The sequence below is a fragment of the Chryseobacterium sp. DZ-32 genome, assembly GCF_059587025.1.
Genome location: NZ_JCAIOM010000026.1, coordinates 1 through 16,249, shown reverse-complemented (window position 1 = coordinate 16,249; position 16,249 = coordinate 1). Strand labels below are relative to the sequence as shown.

Genomic DNA, 16,249 nt, shown 5'->3' with positions numbered 1-16,249 from the left:
ATTTTAATCATCCCTTATATATTATATTATGAAGATTGCATTTTTGGGACCTCATGCCAGTTTCACCCAGCTTGCTACAGCACAGCTTTTCCCTGATGACGAAATAGTACCTCAAGCCAGCATTCTGGATTGTTTTGATGCCGTTGAAAACGGAGAGGTAGTAAAAGCAGTAGTACCTTTGGAAAACTCTATTGAAGGAACCGTATCGATGACGCTGGATTATTTATATAAGACTCCGTCTATTAAGATAGAAGCAGAAGCAGTAATGCCTATTGCGCATCACCTGATGATTCATCCGGAAAATTCTATTGAGAATATCGAAAGAATATATTCTCACCCACAGGCTCTTGCACAGAGCTTCCATTTTCTGGACACTCATTACAAAGAGATTCCGAAACAGGATTTTTCCTCCACTGCAGCGGCCGCAAAATTTGTTTCTGAAAACCCGGAGACTCCTATTGCTGCAGTAGCCAATCAGTATGCTGCCAATTTATATGGCTTAAAAATTGTGAACCGTAATATTCAGGATTTTGAACAAAACCATACCCGGTTTATCATTATTTCCAAAGAACAGAACCAATATCAAAATGACCAACTGGAAACGCTGGGTGAAAAATCAGGAATGCTCATCACGCTTCCGGAAGATCATCCAGGAGGTTTACATCAGGTTTTATCGGTTTTTGCATGGAGAAAAATGAACCTTAGCAAAATAGAATCCAGAACCTTAAAAACAGGTTTGGGAAATTATTTCTTTTTTATCAATGTAGAAGGACCATGGAAGGAGGTTTTGCATGAAAATGCACTCAAAGAGCTTGAATCAATCAACGCTAATGTAGATTTTCTTGGGAATTATAAAGAATTCCTGTTGGAAAGCTAAGAAAACAAATAAATCTGTTCAAAAACACTGTCGTTACGGCAGTGTTTTTTTTATTCATTTGAGAAATATTAAATTCAAAAAAACTTTTATAATAAATTATCTATGGATAACACCTTCTGTTTAAACCAATAAATAACCCACACAATAGGGAGAATTATCTTTTACCAAAACACTGATAAACAATATGTTAAATTAAAAATAAATATAATAAGTCGCAACCAAATTATGACTAAATATTAACTAAAATATAAACATATGTTTAAATATATTACATCATAATAATGTTAATTTTAAAAATTTCACAATGCAGGGTATAATTTTTGTTGTATATTTGCTTAGCAACTAATTTAAAAATCTTGATCATGAAAACTAAACTTTACAGCTTAATGTTAGCATGTGCAGCGTTACCATTATTCTCACAGGTGGGTATCAATACAGCCAACCCATCTGCAACTCTAGATGTTAATGGAACTTTGAAAGTTCGTGATACCCCTGCCGCTACAGCCCTACCCGGATATCAGATTTTAGCTGTTAACCAGGGAACTACCCAGGTATTCTCAGTTGACCCGTCATTGCTAAGTGCAGCTGCCGGAACCAACACTTCTGTATATTCTGCGAAAAAAACAACTGGTATAACCCTGCTGAATTTAGGGGTTTTACCTGCTGATTTCCAGCCTGTCAGCTTTGTACAAGCCGACAGAACGATAGGAACTGCGGCGTTATTTACCAATGCTGATGGTTCTTATAATATTCCATCAACCGGAGTATATGCTGTTGGATTTGCGTTCAGATATGGTACAGGTTTACAGGCTTCTTTATTGTCAGGATCTCCCGGTATCGCTATCGCAAGAACCAGATCTGCAGTAACCACTTTGATAGACACTCGTCCATTCAGTGGGGTCAATCTTGCATTAGCAGTTAACTTAACACTTTCCGATTCCAGCATCAATTCTTTGTATTCATTCCAGGCGGGTGACAAAGTTTCTTTCGGACTTGTAGATTCCGGTGTTATCACGGCAGGATTATTAGGATCCAGTATTGCGTCATTCTACATTTACAAAGTATCAAACTAGTAAAACATATTGTTAGTTATCTATACCATTTAACCCATCGCTTATACCGCGATGGGTTAATTTTTAAATAGCATTTGAAACATTTCTTTATATTTGATAAAAAACTAATGAAATGAATGAGTTTGTTGCAGTTATCATCTTTATAATTATCTTCATCATTTTCAATAATCTGAACAGCAAAATCAGAAAATTGAAAAAGGAGATTTCAGATCTTCATTATAAAATCAACGAGACTGCTCAGGCTCAGACAAAAGTAATTCATAAAACAACCTCAACGGAAAACAGTTTGATTCCGCAGCAAGAGGTACCTCAACAGGTTCAGCATGAAGATATACCATACCGTGAAAAAAGTGAAGAAACCTCAACACCAGTTCAAAAAGACTGGCTTGCTCCTGTTTCTGATTTTTTAAAACAAAATGTTCTTACCATTATCGGAATTTTTACCCTTGTTCTCGGAATTGGTTATTTTGTAAAATATGCCATTGATAAAAACTGGATCGGCGAAGCAGCAAGAGCGGGAATCGGTTTTTGTACCGGAGCAGGAATCATCATCACCGGGCATTTTCTCAGAAAAAATTATCAGGCTTTTTCTTCCATCATTACAGGAGGCGGTGTTGCTGTTCTGTATTTCACAGCTACCATTGCCTTTCGTGAATATCATCTGTTTACCCAAAATACAGCTTTTATTATAACGGCACTGATTACCGCAGCCTCTATCATCCTGTCCTATTACTATAAAAGTGAAGTATTGATTATCTTTTCACTGATAGGAGGTTTTGCAGCTCCTTTCATGATCAGTACAGGACAAAGTAATTATCTTTTCCTTTTTATTTATATTACTCTTTTAAATACAGGAATGCTGGCTGCCTCTTTTCTGCAGCACTGGAAAAGTGTGGGATGGACAGCTTATATTTTTACAACAGGCTACCTTTTATTCTGGACTCATGAAAGCCCGGAGCTTTTAAGCATTACTTTTTATCTGATCAGTTATGCAATTTTCTATATTTTTGGTCTGTACGATTACTTCAGAAGAAATATCCTTTCAACCTCTGATATTTTAATACTTGCTCTCGCTAATTTTTCAAGTATTCTGGGGCTTCTTTACATTTTTGATACATTAAAATATGAACCCCCGATTGTTTTTCCGCTTATTTTTGCTGCTGTAAATGCTATTTTACTTTTCAGAGAATATACCCGCAAAAGCTTTGGAGTAGCTTACTCTGTATTTGCAGGGCTTGTTACCAGCCTTATAACCATTGCGATTGCTATTCAGTTTAAAACGCATCTCATCACCAGCATCTGGGCCATAGAAACCACCCTCCTTCTTTTTATCTGGAAAAAAACAGGTCATAAGATTTTCAAAACTTTCTTTTATATCCTGTTTCCATTGGTGATGATCGCCCAGCTTATAACCTGGACTGAATATTTTGGAACAAAAGATTTCAATATCATATTCAATCCTCCGTTTATCACAAGTTCCTTTACTATTGTTTCCATCATGATTAATCTGTATTTGCTAAGGAATACCGTGAAAGAGACACAGGAAAAAAGCAATAACTTTTTTGAAGATCTTATTACTGTGATCAGTTATGGGGTTATCTATATTACTTTTCTTCTTGAAATCACTTATCATATTTCGGAAATGCCATGGTCAGCCATTACCAGCACAGGATTTTTATTCAGCATTTATTATATTTTTATTTTATTGCTTTTCAGGAAACTGCTGAGCATCAGAAATGATGTTCAAAACCTACTGATTTATCTGTTTTTCTTCCTGATCGTAATAAATACATCGGTTTCGACTCTTCTGGTTGTGACCGCTGTCTTAACAAAAAAGCTCCATTTAAGCTTTTATTTCCTTCATCTTCTGCAATGGATTCCTTTTATATATATAGGATACAGAATTATTCCTACTTCAGCGTTTCATAAGCAAAAGATTTCTTACTGGATACAGGCTCTGGCGCTAATCATTTCTGTAAGCTGCGAGCTGCATCATTCTTATATTTTAATGGTTTCCAATGATCTCCCGCATTCTTATAAAGCAAGTGAACATTTCAATATTCTTTATCTGCCTGTTATCTGGACAATTCTTGCCAGTATTTTTATTTATACCGGTTTGAAAAAGAATATTCAGGAATATAACAAGATTGGCTTTGCGTTGGTTGGCCTGATGGTATTGAAACTTTATGGTTATGATGTATGGCAAATGGATAATATCTCAAGAATCAGTGCCTTTATTGCTCTCGGGGTTATTTTATTATTAAGCTCTTTTACTTTCCAGCGACTGAAAAATATGATCAGAAATATGGTAGATAAAAAGGATAAAAAAGATGAAAGCACAGACTGATAATCAGAAAAAAAGTTTTTATTTATAAATAGAATGTAAAACAATTCAAGATTTTATTCAGATTTTATAAAAAATAACTATATTTATCACGTTTTTAACAGTTACATATTCCAATTATGAAAAAACTATTCTATTCTTTTTTACTTCTATCCTCTGCTACTTTATTGGCCCAGCAAAAAAATCCTGCTGTAAAGTTTGCAGTGGCTGACAATGCCATTGGGACAGTAGAATTGTTCAATACAAAAAAGAACGTATTACAGGTTTCTAAAGTATACAATACTCCAGCCAGTCTTCCCCAAAGCTTAAAAAAATACAGTTCTGTTTTTACGAAAGGAGTGACCGAATATAAGTTCAAGAACGGAGAAAATGTACTTGATAGAATGACGTTATCCAATATGAATGCACAATACAATATTCCGGCAGACAATCCTGTATTTATTGAAGGATATGAATTTACGGACACCAACACTTGGATTTATCCTGAAATCAAGAAAAGAACAGAAACAAAAGATTATAACGGTAAGAAAACATTGTTTATTTACACTACCGAATAATTTGATTTTTTTGAAACATTAAGATCGTATTAAGCTGTTAAGATTATTAAGATAAGCTTCGCTTTAACTTAAAATCAGCATGATTTATCTTAACTATACTTTAATTCTTCAGTCTCCTTAATGGTTTAAAAATATTTACCACTATTTTTCACTTTATAATAGTTGAAATGGTAGGTTAAAAAAAACAGATTTTATATAAAAAGGATGCCGTTTTTTCAGCATCCTTTTTTATTTTAGTATTTATTGTTCCACTTTTTCTTGAGCTCTTCGTAAATTTTCTTTTCTGTAGCATTATTACCAGGCTCATATAATTTCACATTCCTGATTTCTTCCGGAAGAAAATCCTGTTCTACAAAGTTTCCTTCGTAAGAATGGGCATATTTGTATTCTTTTCCGTAATCAAGGTCTTTCATCAATTTTGTAGGTGCATTTCTCAAATGAAGAGGTACAGGCAGATTTCCGGTCTGCTTTACCAGAGCCAACGCTTCATTAATCGCCATATACGCAGAATTACTTTTAGGGGAAACCGCAAGATATACCGCTGTTTCGCTTAATATAATCCTTGCTTCAGGATTCCCGATCACATTGATCGCCTGAAAACAGTTGTTGGCAACCACCAAAGCATTGGGGTTAGCCAGCCCTACATCCTCAGCAGCTAAAATCAGCATTCTCCTTGCAATAAACTTAATATCTTCTCCCCCGGCAATCATTCTTGCCAGCCAATACACCGCTCCGTTCGGATCACCTCCACGCATAGACTTGATAAAAGCTGAGATGATATCATAATGCTGCTCTCCGTTTTTATCATACAAAGCCATTGTTTCCTGGAGAACTTCAAGAACATCAGAATTCAGGATTTCCGTTGTACCCGAATTTTTATACTGATTCAAAACCAGTTCTACGGAATTGATCAGTTTTCTGGCATCACCACCGGAATACTGAATGAAAGCTTCTTTTTCAAGGATTTTAAAATCTGTTCCTTCATCTTTATTGTATCTTTCTGATGCGATATCAATCAGTTCTTCCAGTTTTTCATAGCTCAAAGCTTTTAAAACATAGACCTGGCTTCTTGAAAGCAATGCTGAAACCACCTCAAAGCTTGGATTCTCAGTAGTTGCTCCAATCAAAACAATCCAGCCTTTTTCTACCGCATGCAATAATGAATCCTGCTGCGACTTATTAAACCTGTGAATCTCATCAATAAACAAGATCGGTGATTTTCCGGAAAACAAATTCTGCTTCTTGGCATCCTCAATGACATCACGCACATCTTTCACCCCGGAAGAAACTGCAGAAAGTTTATAAAACTTTCTCCCCGACTGCTCAGAGATAATTTCAGCGAGTGTTGTTTTCCCCGTTCCCGGAGGACCCCAGAATATCAGCGAATTCAGGGTATTGTTTTCAATCATCTTTCTGATTGTTCCTTTGTCGCCGGTAAGGTGCTCCTGCCCCAGAACATCGTTTAGGGTTTTGGGTCTTAATTTTTCAGCTAATGGGATATTTTGATTCAAAGTAATTCTATTTTTTAAGATCAATGTCCCGGATTTCCGATCTCCGAAACTTATAACAAAATTAAACTAATTTTCATTTTTTTACCCTATTTTTGCATTGTTTTGAAACTTACATTCAATAAAATCATTACATTTCCACTGGTAATTTTGATCAAATTTTACCAATGGTTCATCTCGCCCTTACTTCCCAAAAACTGCCGTTACGAACCTACCTGCTCTCACTATATGATTGAGTCGCTTCAGGTACATGGTGTTTTTAAAGGTTTCTGGCTGGGATTTAAAAGAATTTTAAGATGCCATCCCTGGGGAGGAAGCGGTTATGATCCTGTTCCACCCAAACATAAATGTCAATAATCAAACTATTAAATCAATAGAAAAATGAATACTATCTTTTTCAGAATTTATCTTGTGCTGTTTGCGTTCACTACGCAGCTTCTTTTTGCACAGGAATACCCTGGAGGTTTATCTGACGGAACTTTAGATATCAATGGAAGCAATGTTCCTGTAAAAATCTATTCTACCACAGAGATGGGAGACCTTACAGCTTTTCCGGACAGAGAATCAGACAAGAACCAGTCTTTCGTTGTGATTCTTAATGAATCCAATTTTGAACCTGCTTATTACAATTATGGGGCATCAACTTTAGCAAAGTATAAGGATTCCAAGTATCAGTTTTTTGATAAAAACTTTAAGTTGATTGATACTGGTGTTACCAAAGAAAATATCACCACTTTTAAATATGCAGTAAAGTCTGTAAAACCTATTACTGATTCTGATAAAGTAGAACTTAAGACTTCATTTAAAATCTGGGATCCTTCAAAAGGTATTCACATCGGATCATTTACGCTTCACTTTTATAGTTTGATGTTTGTTTTTGCCTTTGGATTCGGGTATGTTTTAATGACGAGAATCTTTAAGATTGATAATGTGAACCAGAAATACCTTGAACCTCTGTTCACATGGACATTGATCGGGACTATTCTGGGAGCAAGATTAGGACATGTTATCTTTTATCAGCCGGAACTATTTAAAGAGGATTTCTGGAGTGTATTTTTACCGATAAGCACAAAAAACGGTTTAAAATTTACAGGTTTTTCAGGACTGGCGAGCCATGGTGCTACAATTGCCCTGATTTTCACCACGCTTTATTATTCATTTAAAATCATTAAGAAAAACCCTTTTTGGGTATATGACAGATTGGGTATTGTCGTAGCTTTAGGAGGAGCGTTTGTAAGAATGGGGAATTTTTTCAATTCTGAAATCGTTGGAAAACCAGCTGACCCGAATTCTCCGTTTGCTTTGCTTTTCCCACAACAAAGCAGTGAGTATGGTCTTACTGTACCCCGTTATCCGAGCCAGTTATTTGAAGCCGTAGGATATGTTCTTCTTTTCATGTTACTATGGATATTATACAGAAAAACAAATAAAAAATACCAGCAGGGATGGTTATTCGGTCTGTTTTTCATCATTCTTTGGGCGATCAGATTCTTTGTTGAGTTCCTTAAAGAGCCGCAGGGAGATGAGTTCATCCAGATTGGCGGTTTGAATACAGGTCAGGTTCTTTCGATTCCTTTTATGATTGCAGGGGTTGTCATCATGATCGTTTCCAAGAAATTTAAGATTACTGAAGCAGAAAACGAGAAACCGGAATAAACCATTTAAACTGAAAAATAAAAAGGCAAATTTGTAGAAATACAGATTTGCCTTTTTTATTAGCTGTTTACTTACAGATTTCTCTCCGCCTTCCTGTTCAGTTCTTCAAAAACAGACCCAAAGGCATCAATGACATCAGTGGGCAGCATCGATTCTTTTGAATGTTTTTCTGAAGCAATATCGGCCGCTCTGCCATGCAGCCATACTCCCAGAATACAGGTTTCCTCTTCAGAATATTTCTGAGCCAGAAGCGAAGTGAGAATTCCGGTAAGAATATCTCCGCTTCCTCCTTTCGCAAGACCTGCATTTCCGGTTATATTATAGAATACTTTTCCCTCCGGAGTAACAACCTGGGTATGGTGGTCTTTAAGAACAATATAAAGACCAAGATCTTTTGCCTTTTTCCTTGCCATTTCAAGTCTTTTGAAAGAATTATCTGTACTTCCGAAAAGTCTTTCAAACTCTTTCGGGTGAGGCGTAATGATTGATTTTTCAGGAATTAATTTCAAATTTTTCTTATCTTTTGAAATGATGTTCAATGCATCTGCATCCAGAATCAATGGCTTTGAATAGTCTTTCAGAAAATTCAGAAAGTCTTTTTCGGTTCCTGAATGAGTTCCCAAACCAGGACCCGCACCACAGGTAATGTCTTTATCAATTTCAAAATTTGTGATAAACTGCTCCCCTCCTTGTATAAACATGGCTTCAGGGCATGAGGTCTGCAAAATATTGTATCCGCATTCCGGAGCGAGTGTAAAGGTCAGCCCTGCTCCGGTTTTCAAAGCTGATCGTGTTGCCAGCACTGCCGCTCCTATTTTTCCATAGCTTCCTCCTATGATGGCTGCCTTACCATAACTGCCTTTATGGGAAAATTCCTGTCTTGGAATAAATATCGATCCCACCAGCTGATCATCAATTACAGAGTAATCAGAATCAGTTGTATCTGCGTATATTTTACTTAAATCAATATCCAGCTGTACTACTTTTCCGGTATATTTCCCTGTTTCAGGATGAAGGAAGGTTCTTTTCCAACATTGAAAGGTCAGTGTATAATCAGCTTTCAGAATAACAGGATCATGGTCAAACATTTCATCAGCAGACAATCCGGAAGGAACATCAATGGATATCTTAATATTCTTTTTAGTATTCAATTGCTCAACAAGCATTTTATATTCTCCTTCCAGCGGCCTGGATAATCCTGTTCCGAAAAGAGCATCGATAATGATTGTTTTATCATCAAAATTATATTGTTCTTTAGGATCAAATTTCCTGACTGAAATTCCGGATAAATCACGAAGTCTTTTCAGGTTAACAGAAGCATCTTCTGAAAATTTCTTTTTGGAATCGCTTACAAATACATCTACATCAAAACCTTTCAGATAAAGTATTCTTGCGACAGCCAGGCCGTCTCCTCCGTTATTTCCGTTACCACAAAATACAGCCAGTTTCTTATGATTTTTACAATGTTCCGAAATCCAATGTGCAACAGCCATTGAAGCTCTTTCCATCAGTTGAATGGAGGAAACCGGCTCTTGAGAAATCGTGAACTGATCCCAGCTGCGTATCTGTTCTGCTGTAAAAACTTTCATAGGCAAATCAAACTTTTAAGCAAATTACAAAAGATTTTTCATTATGATGCCACGTCAATAACAAAAATAAAGAGACCTCACTAATGAGATAATATATCTTAAAAAAGCTGAAATATTCATTAAATCAAATTCTATAAATTTCTCATAAAATTCAATATTTTGGGAATAAAAAACCATAAAAAGTAGTGTTTTTTACATTTTTAAATTATATTTTTGTGTATATACTAATTAAAAAAATATAAATTATGGGATTTGTTAAAGAATTTAAAGAGTTTGCCTTTAAGGGCAATGTTCTCGATCTGGCTGTCGGTGTGATCATTGGGGCAGCATTTGGTAAAATTGTTTCGTCTTTGGTAGAAGATGTTATCACGCCTCTGATCTTAAACCCGGCATTGAAAGCAGCCGGTGCAGAAAATATTGCAAAACTTACATGGAATGGTGTTGCTTATGGAAACTTCCTTTCAGCAGTAATCAGTTTCCTTTGTATTGCGATGGTTCTTTTCTGGATCATCAAACTGGCTAATAAAGTGAACAAAAAAGAGGCTCCAGCTCCTGCCGGACCTACAGAAGATCAAAAATTACTTACTGAGATCAGAGATTTGTTGAAAAGCAAAAATATCTAATTTGTAAACTACATTTTAATATAAAAAGCACCTCGGTCTAACCAAGGTGCTTTATTTATAATATCATTTCCAAATTACTGAATCTGTAAGATGCTTGAAATCTGCTCTGCCAGAGAAAGACCGATTCTATCCTGCGCTTCAAGCGTAGAAGCTCCCGTATGAGGGGTGAGGGAGATTTTAGAATGAGTAAGGATTTCTTTAGAAGGTGTTGGCTCATTAATGAAAACATCTAATCCGGCAAATCTTACTTTACCTGAGTCCAAAGCTTGAATTAAAGCTGCTTCATCAATAACTCCTCCTCTTGAGCAGTTGACAACAGCCACTCCGTCTTTCATTATTTCAAACTCATTCTTTCCGATCATATAACCGTCCTTCTGTGCAGGAACGTGCAGAGTAATGAAGTCTGAATGTTTTAAAACATCCTGTAACGGCTCTGTTTCGATATCAACATTGATGAACTGGTTGTTGTAAAATTTCACTTTGATACTTGCTCTTCCGACGTTATTATCAGCTGCAATCACTCTCATCCCAAGTCCTAAAGCAATTCTTGCCACTTCCTGGCCGATTCTTCCCATTCCCACAATACCGATGGTTTTTCCTCTCAGTTCTATACCTGCAGCATATGCTTTTTTAAGACCTGCAAATTCAGTATCTCCTACAACTGGCATTTTTCTGTTAGAATCCTGAAGAAATCTCGCCCCGGAAAATAAATGGGCGAAAACAAGTTCAGCCACAGATTCCGATGATGCTGAAGGAGTGTTGATCACATGAATCCCTTTTTCTCTTGCATAATCTACATCAATATTATCCATACCAACACCTCCTCTTCCAATAATGTCGATAGACGGACATCCATCAATAATATCTTTTCTTACCTGTGTGGCACTTCTCACCAATAAGGTGCGGATTTTGTGCTCATTAATATAATCTACTAAAAATTCCTGGGGAACTTTTGTAGTAATCACCTCAAAGCCTTTTTCTGTCAATGCATCTATTCCAGATTGATCCAGGCCGTCGTTTGCTAAAACTTTCATAAAATATCAAGTATATTAAAAAATGAAAGATTTAAAAATTAAAGGTACTGGTTCACATTTAATCTTTAAATCTTTGAATTATATTTTTATTCGCCGTCTTCTTTGAATACCTCAATGGTCACTTGTTTTTCTACCAAATCCGTAAATCTTCCTTTGTATCTTGTAGCTCTTACCAGATGGTTGTCTATCCAGTGATAATTTCCTCCTCTTGGTTTTCCGCAAAGCACGCTGTGGTATTTGAAGCCATGCTTATCCAGCCAGTCGATCGTAATTTGTTTCAGATTTTCGGTTCTTGAAGTAAAAAAGCAGATCTGATGTCCTTCGTCATACCATCTGTTGATCGTTTCCAGAGCATCAGGGTAGGGTTCGCAGGTAACCATTCTTTCCGGCTCTTCATTGGGAACGTCATCAGTAATGGTTCCGTCGATATCTATTAAGTAATTTTTTATTCCATCCTTTAGAATAGGACTAATGTGTTCAATGTATTCTAATTCCATTACTAAATATTAAAAAACAAAGTTAGCGTTTTTACCATTATCAGGCATATTAATCTTGCTTTATGTTAATATTTTACTATAAAAACTTATTTTCAAAGAATAATATCAATATTTTATCAACCATTCAAGCCGAATTAGTTAAAAATTTTCATTTCACATTTTATTTTTACATCATAAAGTGGAGATCTGAAAAGCAACTACTCAGTGAATGGACAAATTTACCTGCCAGTCTTTTCTGACTTCCTCAATTTCATTGCCATGATTACAAAAAGCATGATGTTTATCTAAAAATTTCCAAAATACATTTATTACTCTTACATTTGTAGGAATGGAAGAATTTGTTGTTTTAGTAAATCCTGAAGATGAGGTTTTAGGGCTGATGGAAAAGCAGCAGGCTCACATCAATGGCCTGTTACACCGTGCTTTTTCTGTATTTCTTTTCAACAGTAAAGGAGAAATGCTTCTTCAGAAAAGGGCTTCAGGAAAATATCATTCTCCTAACCAATGGACCAATGCTGTATGCTCGCACCCGCGTGACGGGGAAACTTATCAGCAAGGAGCGGTACGCAGACTAAAGGAAGAACTGGGAATTGAAGCAGATCTTTCTGAAAAATTCCATTTTATTTACAAAGCAGATGTAGGCGGTGGTCTTTGGGAGCACGAGCTGGATCATGTATTTGTGGGAAATCATGAAACTGATTTCAATTTAAATAAAGAGGAAGTGGAAGAAGTAAGATTCATTTCCATGGAAGATCTGGATAAGGAAATTTCCAAACATCCTGAAAACTTTACAGAATGGTTCAAAATCATCCTTGAAGAATATAAACACCATTTTTAACGATGAAAAAAATATTGCTTTTTTCTGCACTTTTGACGGGAAGTCTGTTTTTTGCCCAAAAAGCAAAGGTCTATGAAAATTCCAATTATTCTATTACTGTTCCTGAAGGCTGGAAATCTACCAACGACAGTGAAATTGTTAATATTTTCCCTACCAGCCAGATAGGGGCAATTACCATTTCGGAATATCATGATCTTCCCCTTCCCAAAGCGGAAGTAAAAAAATTTATGCTGGCACTTTATCAATCCCAAGACCCGGAGGATAATGTAAAAGAAAAAAAGAGCCAGAAAGGATATACAGAATATTTCTATGAGCATTTCGATGAAAAAGAGAAGCTGTTCTGGGTAACCAAAGCTTTTCAAAAAGATAAAAACTTATATTTGGTTTCCATTAATTGCGGCCAGAAATACTGGAACGGAAACTATATGACCCTATTCAATGAGACTTTTAACAGTTTTAAAATAAAGAAATAAAAATTAAATATGAAGAAAACAGCCTTGTACGACAAACATGTTTCTTTGGGAGCTAAGATCGTACCTTTCGCAGGTTTTGAAATGCCTGTTCAATATTCAGGGGTTACAGAGGAGCATTTTGCAGTAAGAGAAAAAGCAGGATTATTTGATGTTTCCCACATGGGACAGTTTTTCATCGAAGGGCCGGGTTCAAAAGACCTTTTGCAGTATGTAACTACCAATAATGTAGATGCACTTGAAAACGGAAAAGCTCAATATTCCTGCCTTCCGAACGAAAACGGCGGAATTGTAGATGACCTTATCGTTTACAAAATGGAAGATGACAAATATTTTGTAGTAGTAAACGCATCCAACATCGACAAAGACTGGAATCATATTTCAAAATACAATACTTTCGGGGCTAAAATGACCAATGCTTCTGATGAGATGTCATTATTGGCAGTTCAGGGGCCTAAAGCTACTGAAATTCTTCAAAAACTTACAGACGTAAATCTTTCAGAAATTCCTTACTATCATTTTACAGTAGGAACCGTTGCCGGAGAAAATGATGTGATTATTTCAAACACAGGATACACAGGAAGCGGTGGTTTTGAGATTTATTTCAATAACGAAAGTGCTGAAAAACTTTGGGATGCCGTAATGGAAGCTGGTAAAGAAGAAGGGATCATTCCTTGCGGATTGGCTGCCAGAGACACTTTAAGATTAGAAAAAGGATTCTGCCTGTACGGAAATGATATTGATGATACAACGTCTCCAATTGAAGCCGGTTTAGGGTGGATCACTAAATTTGATAAAGACTTCGTTTCTAAAGATGTTTTCGCAAAACAAAAAGAGGAAGGAGTTACAAGAAAACTAGTAGGTTTCGAACTGACAGATAAAGGAGTTCCAAGACATGACTATCCTGTGGTGGATGCTGAAGGAAACGTGATCGGAAAAGTAACTTCCGGAACACGGTCTCCAATGAAAAAAGTAGGATTAGGTCTTGCTTACGTAGACAAACCTCACTTCAAATTAGGATCTGAAATCTTTATTCAGGTAAGAAACAAGAACATTCCTGCAAAAGTGGTGAAAGCTCCTTTTGTATAATTGAAAAAAATAGCAAAAAAGAGGCTGTGATTTGTTCACAGCCTCTTTTGGGTTTATATCCAAACCTTATAGGTTTTAAAAACCTATAAGGTTTATTATTTGCAAAATTAGTTTCCAGTTAAATTTATTCATTTACGCCAAAGAACTTCTGCAGTTCTTCAACATTTTTTTTGTCATTACCCACGAAAATCTCTTTATCGGTAACAAATACAGGTCTTTTCAGGAAAGTATAATGGTCCAGCAGCAATTCTTTAAAATCTTTTTCTGTTAATGATTTTACATCCAGACCTCTCAGTTTGATCTGAGTAGATTTTTTACTGAATAATGCTTCGTATGACTTTGTTTTTTTATGCATTTCCGCCAATTCCTCTTTTGTAATTGGTTCTTTTTTAATTTCACGGAGTTCCCAGTCTGTAAGGTCAAATTGGGCTAAAATTTTTCTGCATGTATCGCATGTATTGAGATAAAATACTTTCTTCATTACGGGTTCTAAATCTGTTATGGGTTAAAATTCTCTTTCATTGAAAGTTTCGTCTTTCAAAAGTAGGATTTAATCTAAAACTTTGGAAATTATTAAATAACTTTATTCAAATTTTATAAAGATGCAGAACAAGCCTATTACTTTTCAGTTTATTTCGGAGCCTTCAGATGTTAATTACGGAGGAAATGTACATGGAGGAAGTGTTATGAAATGGATTGACCAGGCCGGTTATGCATGCGCGACAACCTGGAGTGGTAATTATTCTGTCACTGTTTATGTGGGCGGAATCCGCTTTTATGATCCTATTAAAATCGGTGAAGTAGTAAAAGTAGACGCTCAGGTGATCTATACCGGAACTTCAAGCATGCATATTGCCATCAATGTTTTTTCAAGAAATTTAAAACAGCCCAACTTTGAGAAGAAAACACATTGTATTATCGTATTTGTAGCTGTGGATGAAAATGGAAAAAAACTCCCTGTTCCAAAATGGACACCGGAAACAGAGGAAGAAAAACAGCTTGAAATGTATGCCAAACGCCTGATGGAGCTGAGAACGCAGATTGAAGATGAAATGAAACCTTTTTTGTAAGAGCAGGTTTCGGTATGCGAGATTGCAGGATTTAAGGTTTAAGGTTTTGGGAAACCAGTAACAACAAACGACCAATCACATGATATGAAAAGTTTTTTTACTTTATCAGCATTGCTTGTAACAGCTTTGGTGCAGTCTCAGACACACCGGTTTATTTATGAGCTTCAGTATAAAATGGATTCTACCGAGGCTGGATATGAAAAAGTGAATATGATCCTGGATATCACCCCGAAGGAGGTAAAATTCTATGGAAAAGATCTCGCTATCAGAGACTCACTGAATAAAAAATTCGGAACGAACTTCAGCTATACTGATATGACCGGACAGGTAGTTAAAAGAAAGATCAATTCTTTTGATAATGAAAATTTCATCAACATTAAAAATGGATATTATACATTTAAAACTACGGATAAGATCAATTGGACAATTGCTGATGAGATTAAAAAGGTAGAAAACTATACTTTACAAAAAGCAACTACAAAATTTGGAGGGAGAAGCTGGACGGCCTGGTTCTGTAAAGACATTCCATTTAATGAAGGACCATTTAAACTGCGTGGATTACCCGGTTTAATCTTTGAGCTATCAGATGCTAAGAAAAATTTCCTTTATACGCTCGTTAAAAGCAGAGAACTTCCGGAAGTCTCCTCTACTTCAGATTTCCTGGAATCCAGCTTTGGTAATAAAGCAATTCCTATTAACGAAAAGCAAAAACATAAGCTGCTTATGGAATTTTATAATGATCCTTTTGCTTTTGAAAGAAATAATATCAGCAAATCCAATAATGACCTTAGAATTAATATCAATGGAAAGGAAATTCATAATGTTGATGAACTGAATACCCAAACCAAAAGCATGCAGGAGGTTATCAGAAAATATAATAACCCAATTGAAATCAATAAGGCGATGCATTATCCGGTATATTAAAGCTATGGTTATTTTTAAGTTTGGGCTCCTATGTTTGCAAAAGAATAAATTTACATACAAAGCAAAAGGGGTGAGAGAACAGTTTTGGCTAAATAACTCA

Annotated in this window: 17 protein-coding genes; 12 read left to right on the top strand and 5 right to left on the bottom strand. The window is 35.9% G+C overall.

What is annotated here, in order from left to right:
- Nucleotides 1–28 precede the first annotated feature (28 nt).
- From pheA to AC59HC_RS21320, 4 genes are all read left to right on the top strand, one after another.
- Nucleotides 29–877 (top strand): prephenate dehydratase, encoded by an 849-nt coding sequence (pheA, locus tag AC59HC_RS21335; RefSeq protein WP_202843998.1) that lies wholly within the window; start codon nt 29–31, stop codon nt 875–877.
- A gap of 362 nt (nt 878–1,239) precedes the next feature.
- A complete protein-coding gene (locus AC59HC_RS21330; RefSeq protein WP_110009380.1) occupies nt 1,240–1,950 on the top strand; it encodes a hypothetical protein in 711 nt (236 codons plus the stop codon).
- 112 nt (nt 1,951–2,062) lie between these two features.
- Nucleotides 2,063–4,297: a DUF2339 domain-containing protein gene (locus AC59HC_RS21325; protein WP_496559312.1), complete on the top strand. Its 2,235-nt coding sequence runs from the start codon at nt 2,063–2,065 to the stop codon at nt 4,295–4,297.
- Nucleotides 4,298–4,413: 116 nt separating this feature from the next.
- The gene (locus tag AC59HC_RS21320; RefSeq protein ID WP_343639807.1) at nt 4,414–4,851 is read left to right on the top strand and encodes a hypothetical protein; all 438 of its coding nucleotides are present in this window, start codon (nt 4,414–4,416) and stop codon (nt 4,849–4,851) included.
- 233 nt (nt 4,852–5,084) lie between these two features.
- On the opposite strand, the gene AC59HC_RS21315 is transcribed toward AC59HC_RS21320, so the two are convergent.
- Complete coding sequence (locus tag AC59HC_RS21315; RefSeq protein WP_110009494.1) at nt 5,085–6,362, bottom strand: replication-associated recombination protein A; 1,278 nt, start codon at nt 6,360–6,362, stop codon at nt 5,085–5,087.
- Nucleotides 6,363–6,464: 102 nt separating this feature from the next.
- Between AC59HC_RS21315 and yidD the strand changes: the two genes are divergently transcribed.
- Nucleotides 6,465–6,716 (top strand): membrane protein insertion efficiency factor YidD, encoded by a 252-nt coding sequence (gene yidD, locus AC59HC_RS21310; protein ID WP_034695943.1) that lies wholly within the window; start codon nt 6,465–6,467, stop codon nt 6,714–6,716.
- A 450-nt stretch (nt 6,717–7,166) separates the two neighbouring features.
- Nucleotides 7,167–8,015 (top strand): prolipoprotein diacylglyceryl transferase, encoded by an 849-nt coding sequence (lgt, locus tag AC59HC_RS21305; protein ID WP_343639918.1) that lies wholly within the window; start codon nt 7,167–7,169, stop codon nt 8,013–8,015.
- Nucleotides 8,016–8,086: 71 nt separating this feature from the next.
- Here lgt and AC59HC_RS21300 read toward each other — a convergent pair whose 3' ends face one another.
- A complete protein-coding gene (locus tag AC59HC_RS21300) occupies nt 8,087–9,604 on the bottom strand; it encodes an NAD(P)H-hydrate dehydratase (protein WP_496559311.1) in 1,518 nt (505 codons plus the stop codon).
- A gap of 245 nt (nt 9,605–9,849) precedes the next feature.
- Between AC59HC_RS21300 and mscL the strand changes: the two genes are divergently transcribed.
- On the top strand, nt 9,850–10,227 hold the full coding sequence (gene mscL / locus AC59HC_RS21295) for a large conductance mechanosensitive channel protein MscL (RefSeq protein ID WP_034695945.1): 378 nt from the start codon (nt 9,850–9,852) through the stop codon (nt 10,225–10,227).
- Between the two features lie 74 nt (nt 10,228–10,301).
- On the opposite strand, the gene AC59HC_RS21290 is transcribed toward mscL, so the two are convergent.
- Entirely contained in the window at nt 10,302–11,261 is a 960-nt protein-coding gene (locus AC59HC_RS21290) for a D-2-hydroxyacid dehydrogenase (protein WP_062670879.1), read from the bottom strand.
- Between the two features lie 86 nt (nt 11,262–11,347).
- Nucleotides 11,348–11,758 carry an LNS2 domain-containing protein gene (locus AC59HC_RS21285; RefSeq protein ID WP_002980498.1) on the bottom strand — a complete coding sequence of 137 codons (411 nt, stop codon included), beginning with the start codon at nt 11,756–11,758 and terminating at the stop codon, nt 11,348–11,350.
- Between the two features lie 328 nt (nt 11,759–12,086).
- Here AC59HC_RS21285 and idi point away from each other — a divergent pair, with 328 nt between their 5' ends.
- From idi to gcvT, 3 genes are read left to right on the top strand one after another with little or no spacing between them, the layout of a single operon-like run.
- On the top strand, nt 12,087–12,596 hold the full coding sequence (gene idi / locus AC59HC_RS21280) for an isopentenyl-diphosphate Delta-isomerase (protein WP_202844007.1): 510 nt from the start codon (nt 12,087–12,089) through the stop codon (nt 12,594–12,596).
- A 2-nt stretch (nt 12,597–12,598) separates the two neighbouring features.
- Nucleotides 12,599–13,069 carry a hypothetical protein gene (locus tag AC59HC_RS21275; RefSeq protein WP_395973032.1) on the top strand — a complete coding sequence of 157 codons (471 nt, stop codon included), beginning with the start codon at nt 12,599–12,601 and terminating at the stop codon, nt 13,067–13,069.
- Nucleotides 13,070–13,078: 9 nt separating this feature from the next.
- Nucleotides 13,079–14,155, top strand: a complete 1,077-nt coding sequence (gene gcvT / locus AC59HC_RS21270; RefSeq protein WP_496559310.1) for a glycine cleavage system aminomethyltransferase GcvT — start codon at nt 13,079–13,081, stop codon at nt 14,153–14,155.
- A gap of 124 nt (nt 14,156–14,279) precedes the next feature.
- Here gcvT and AC59HC_RS21265 read toward each other — a convergent pair whose 3' ends face one another.
- Entirely contained in the window at nt 14,280–14,636 is a 357-nt protein-coding gene (locus AC59HC_RS21265) for an arsenate reductase family protein (protein WP_110009391.1), read from the bottom strand.
- A 121-nt stretch (nt 14,637–14,757) separates the two neighbouring features.
- Here AC59HC_RS21265 and AC59HC_RS21260 point away from each other — a divergent pair, with 121 nt between their 5' ends.
- Together AC59HC_RS21260 and AC59HC_RS21255 are read left to right on the top strand one after the other, a co-directional pair.
- Entirely contained in the window at nt 14,758–15,225 is a 468-nt protein-coding gene (locus tag AC59HC_RS21260; protein ID WP_002980508.1) for an acyl-CoA thioesterase, read from the top strand.
- An 84-nt stretch (nt 15,226–15,309) separates the two neighbouring features.
- Nucleotides 15,310–16,149, top strand: a complete 840-nt coding sequence (locus AC59HC_RS21255; protein ID WP_202844015.1) for a GLPGLI family protein — start codon at nt 15,310–15,312, stop codon at nt 16,147–16,149.
- Nucleotides 16,150–16,249: the final 100 nt, after the last annotated feature.

What these genes read in the sequence shown, in the direction of transcription:
- pheA (WP_202843998.1), top strand. Translation starts at nt 29, where the DNA reads ATGAAGATTGCATTTTTGGGACCTCATGCCAGTTTCACCCAGCTTGCT.
- AC59HC_RS21330 (WP_110009380.1), top strand. Translation starts at nt 1,240, where the DNA reads ATGAAAACTAAACTTTACAGCTTAATGTTAGCATGTGCAGCGTTACCA.
- AC59HC_RS21325 (WP_496559312.1), top strand. Translation starts at nt 2,063, where the DNA reads ATGAATGAGTTTGTTGCAGTTATCATCTTTATAATTATCTTCATCATT.
- AC59HC_RS21320 (WP_343639807.1), top strand. Translation starts at nt 4,414, where the DNA reads ATGAAAAAACTATTCTATTCTTTTTTACTTCTATCCTCTGCTACTTTA.
- AC59HC_RS21300 (WP_496559311.1), bottom strand. Translation starts at nt 9,604, where the DNA reads ATGAAAGTTTTTACAGCAGAACAGATACGCAGCTGGGATCAGTTCACG.
- mscL (WP_034695945.1), top strand. Translation starts at nt 9,850, where the DNA reads ATGGGATTTGTTAAAGAATTTAAAGAGTTTGCCTTTAAGGGCAATGTT.
- AC59HC_RS21290 (WP_062670879.1), bottom strand. Translation starts at nt 11,261, where the DNA reads ATGAAAGTTTTAGCAAACGACGGCCTGGATCAATCTGGAATAGATGCA.
- AC59HC_RS21285 (WP_002980498.1), bottom strand. Translation starts at nt 11,758, where the DNA reads ATGGAATTAGAATACATTGAACACATTAGTCCTATTCTAAAGGATGGA.
- idi (WP_202844007.1), top strand. Translation starts at nt 12,087, where the DNA reads ATGGAAGAATTTGTTGTTTTAGTAAATCCTGAAGATGAGGTTTTAGGG.
- AC59HC_RS21275 (WP_395973032.1), top strand. Translation starts at nt 12,599, where the DNA reads ATGAAAAAAATATTGCTTTTTTCTGCACTTTTGACGGGAAGTCTGTTT.
- gcvT (WP_496559310.1), top strand. Translation starts at nt 13,079, where the DNA reads ATGAAGAAAACAGCCTTGTACGACAAACATGTTTCTTTGGGAGCTAAG.
- AC59HC_RS21265 (WP_110009391.1), bottom strand. Translation starts at nt 14,636, where the DNA reads ATGAAGAAAGTATTTTATCTCAATACATGCGATACATGCAGAAAAATT.
- AC59HC_RS21260 (WP_002980508.1), top strand. Translation starts at nt 14,758, where the DNA reads ATGCAGAACAAGCCTATTACTTTTCAGTTTATTTCGGAGCCTTCAGAT.
- AC59HC_RS21255 (WP_202844015.1), top strand. Translation starts at nt 15,310, where the DNA reads ATGAAAAGTTTTTTTACTTTATCAGCATTGCTTGTAACAGCTTTGGTG.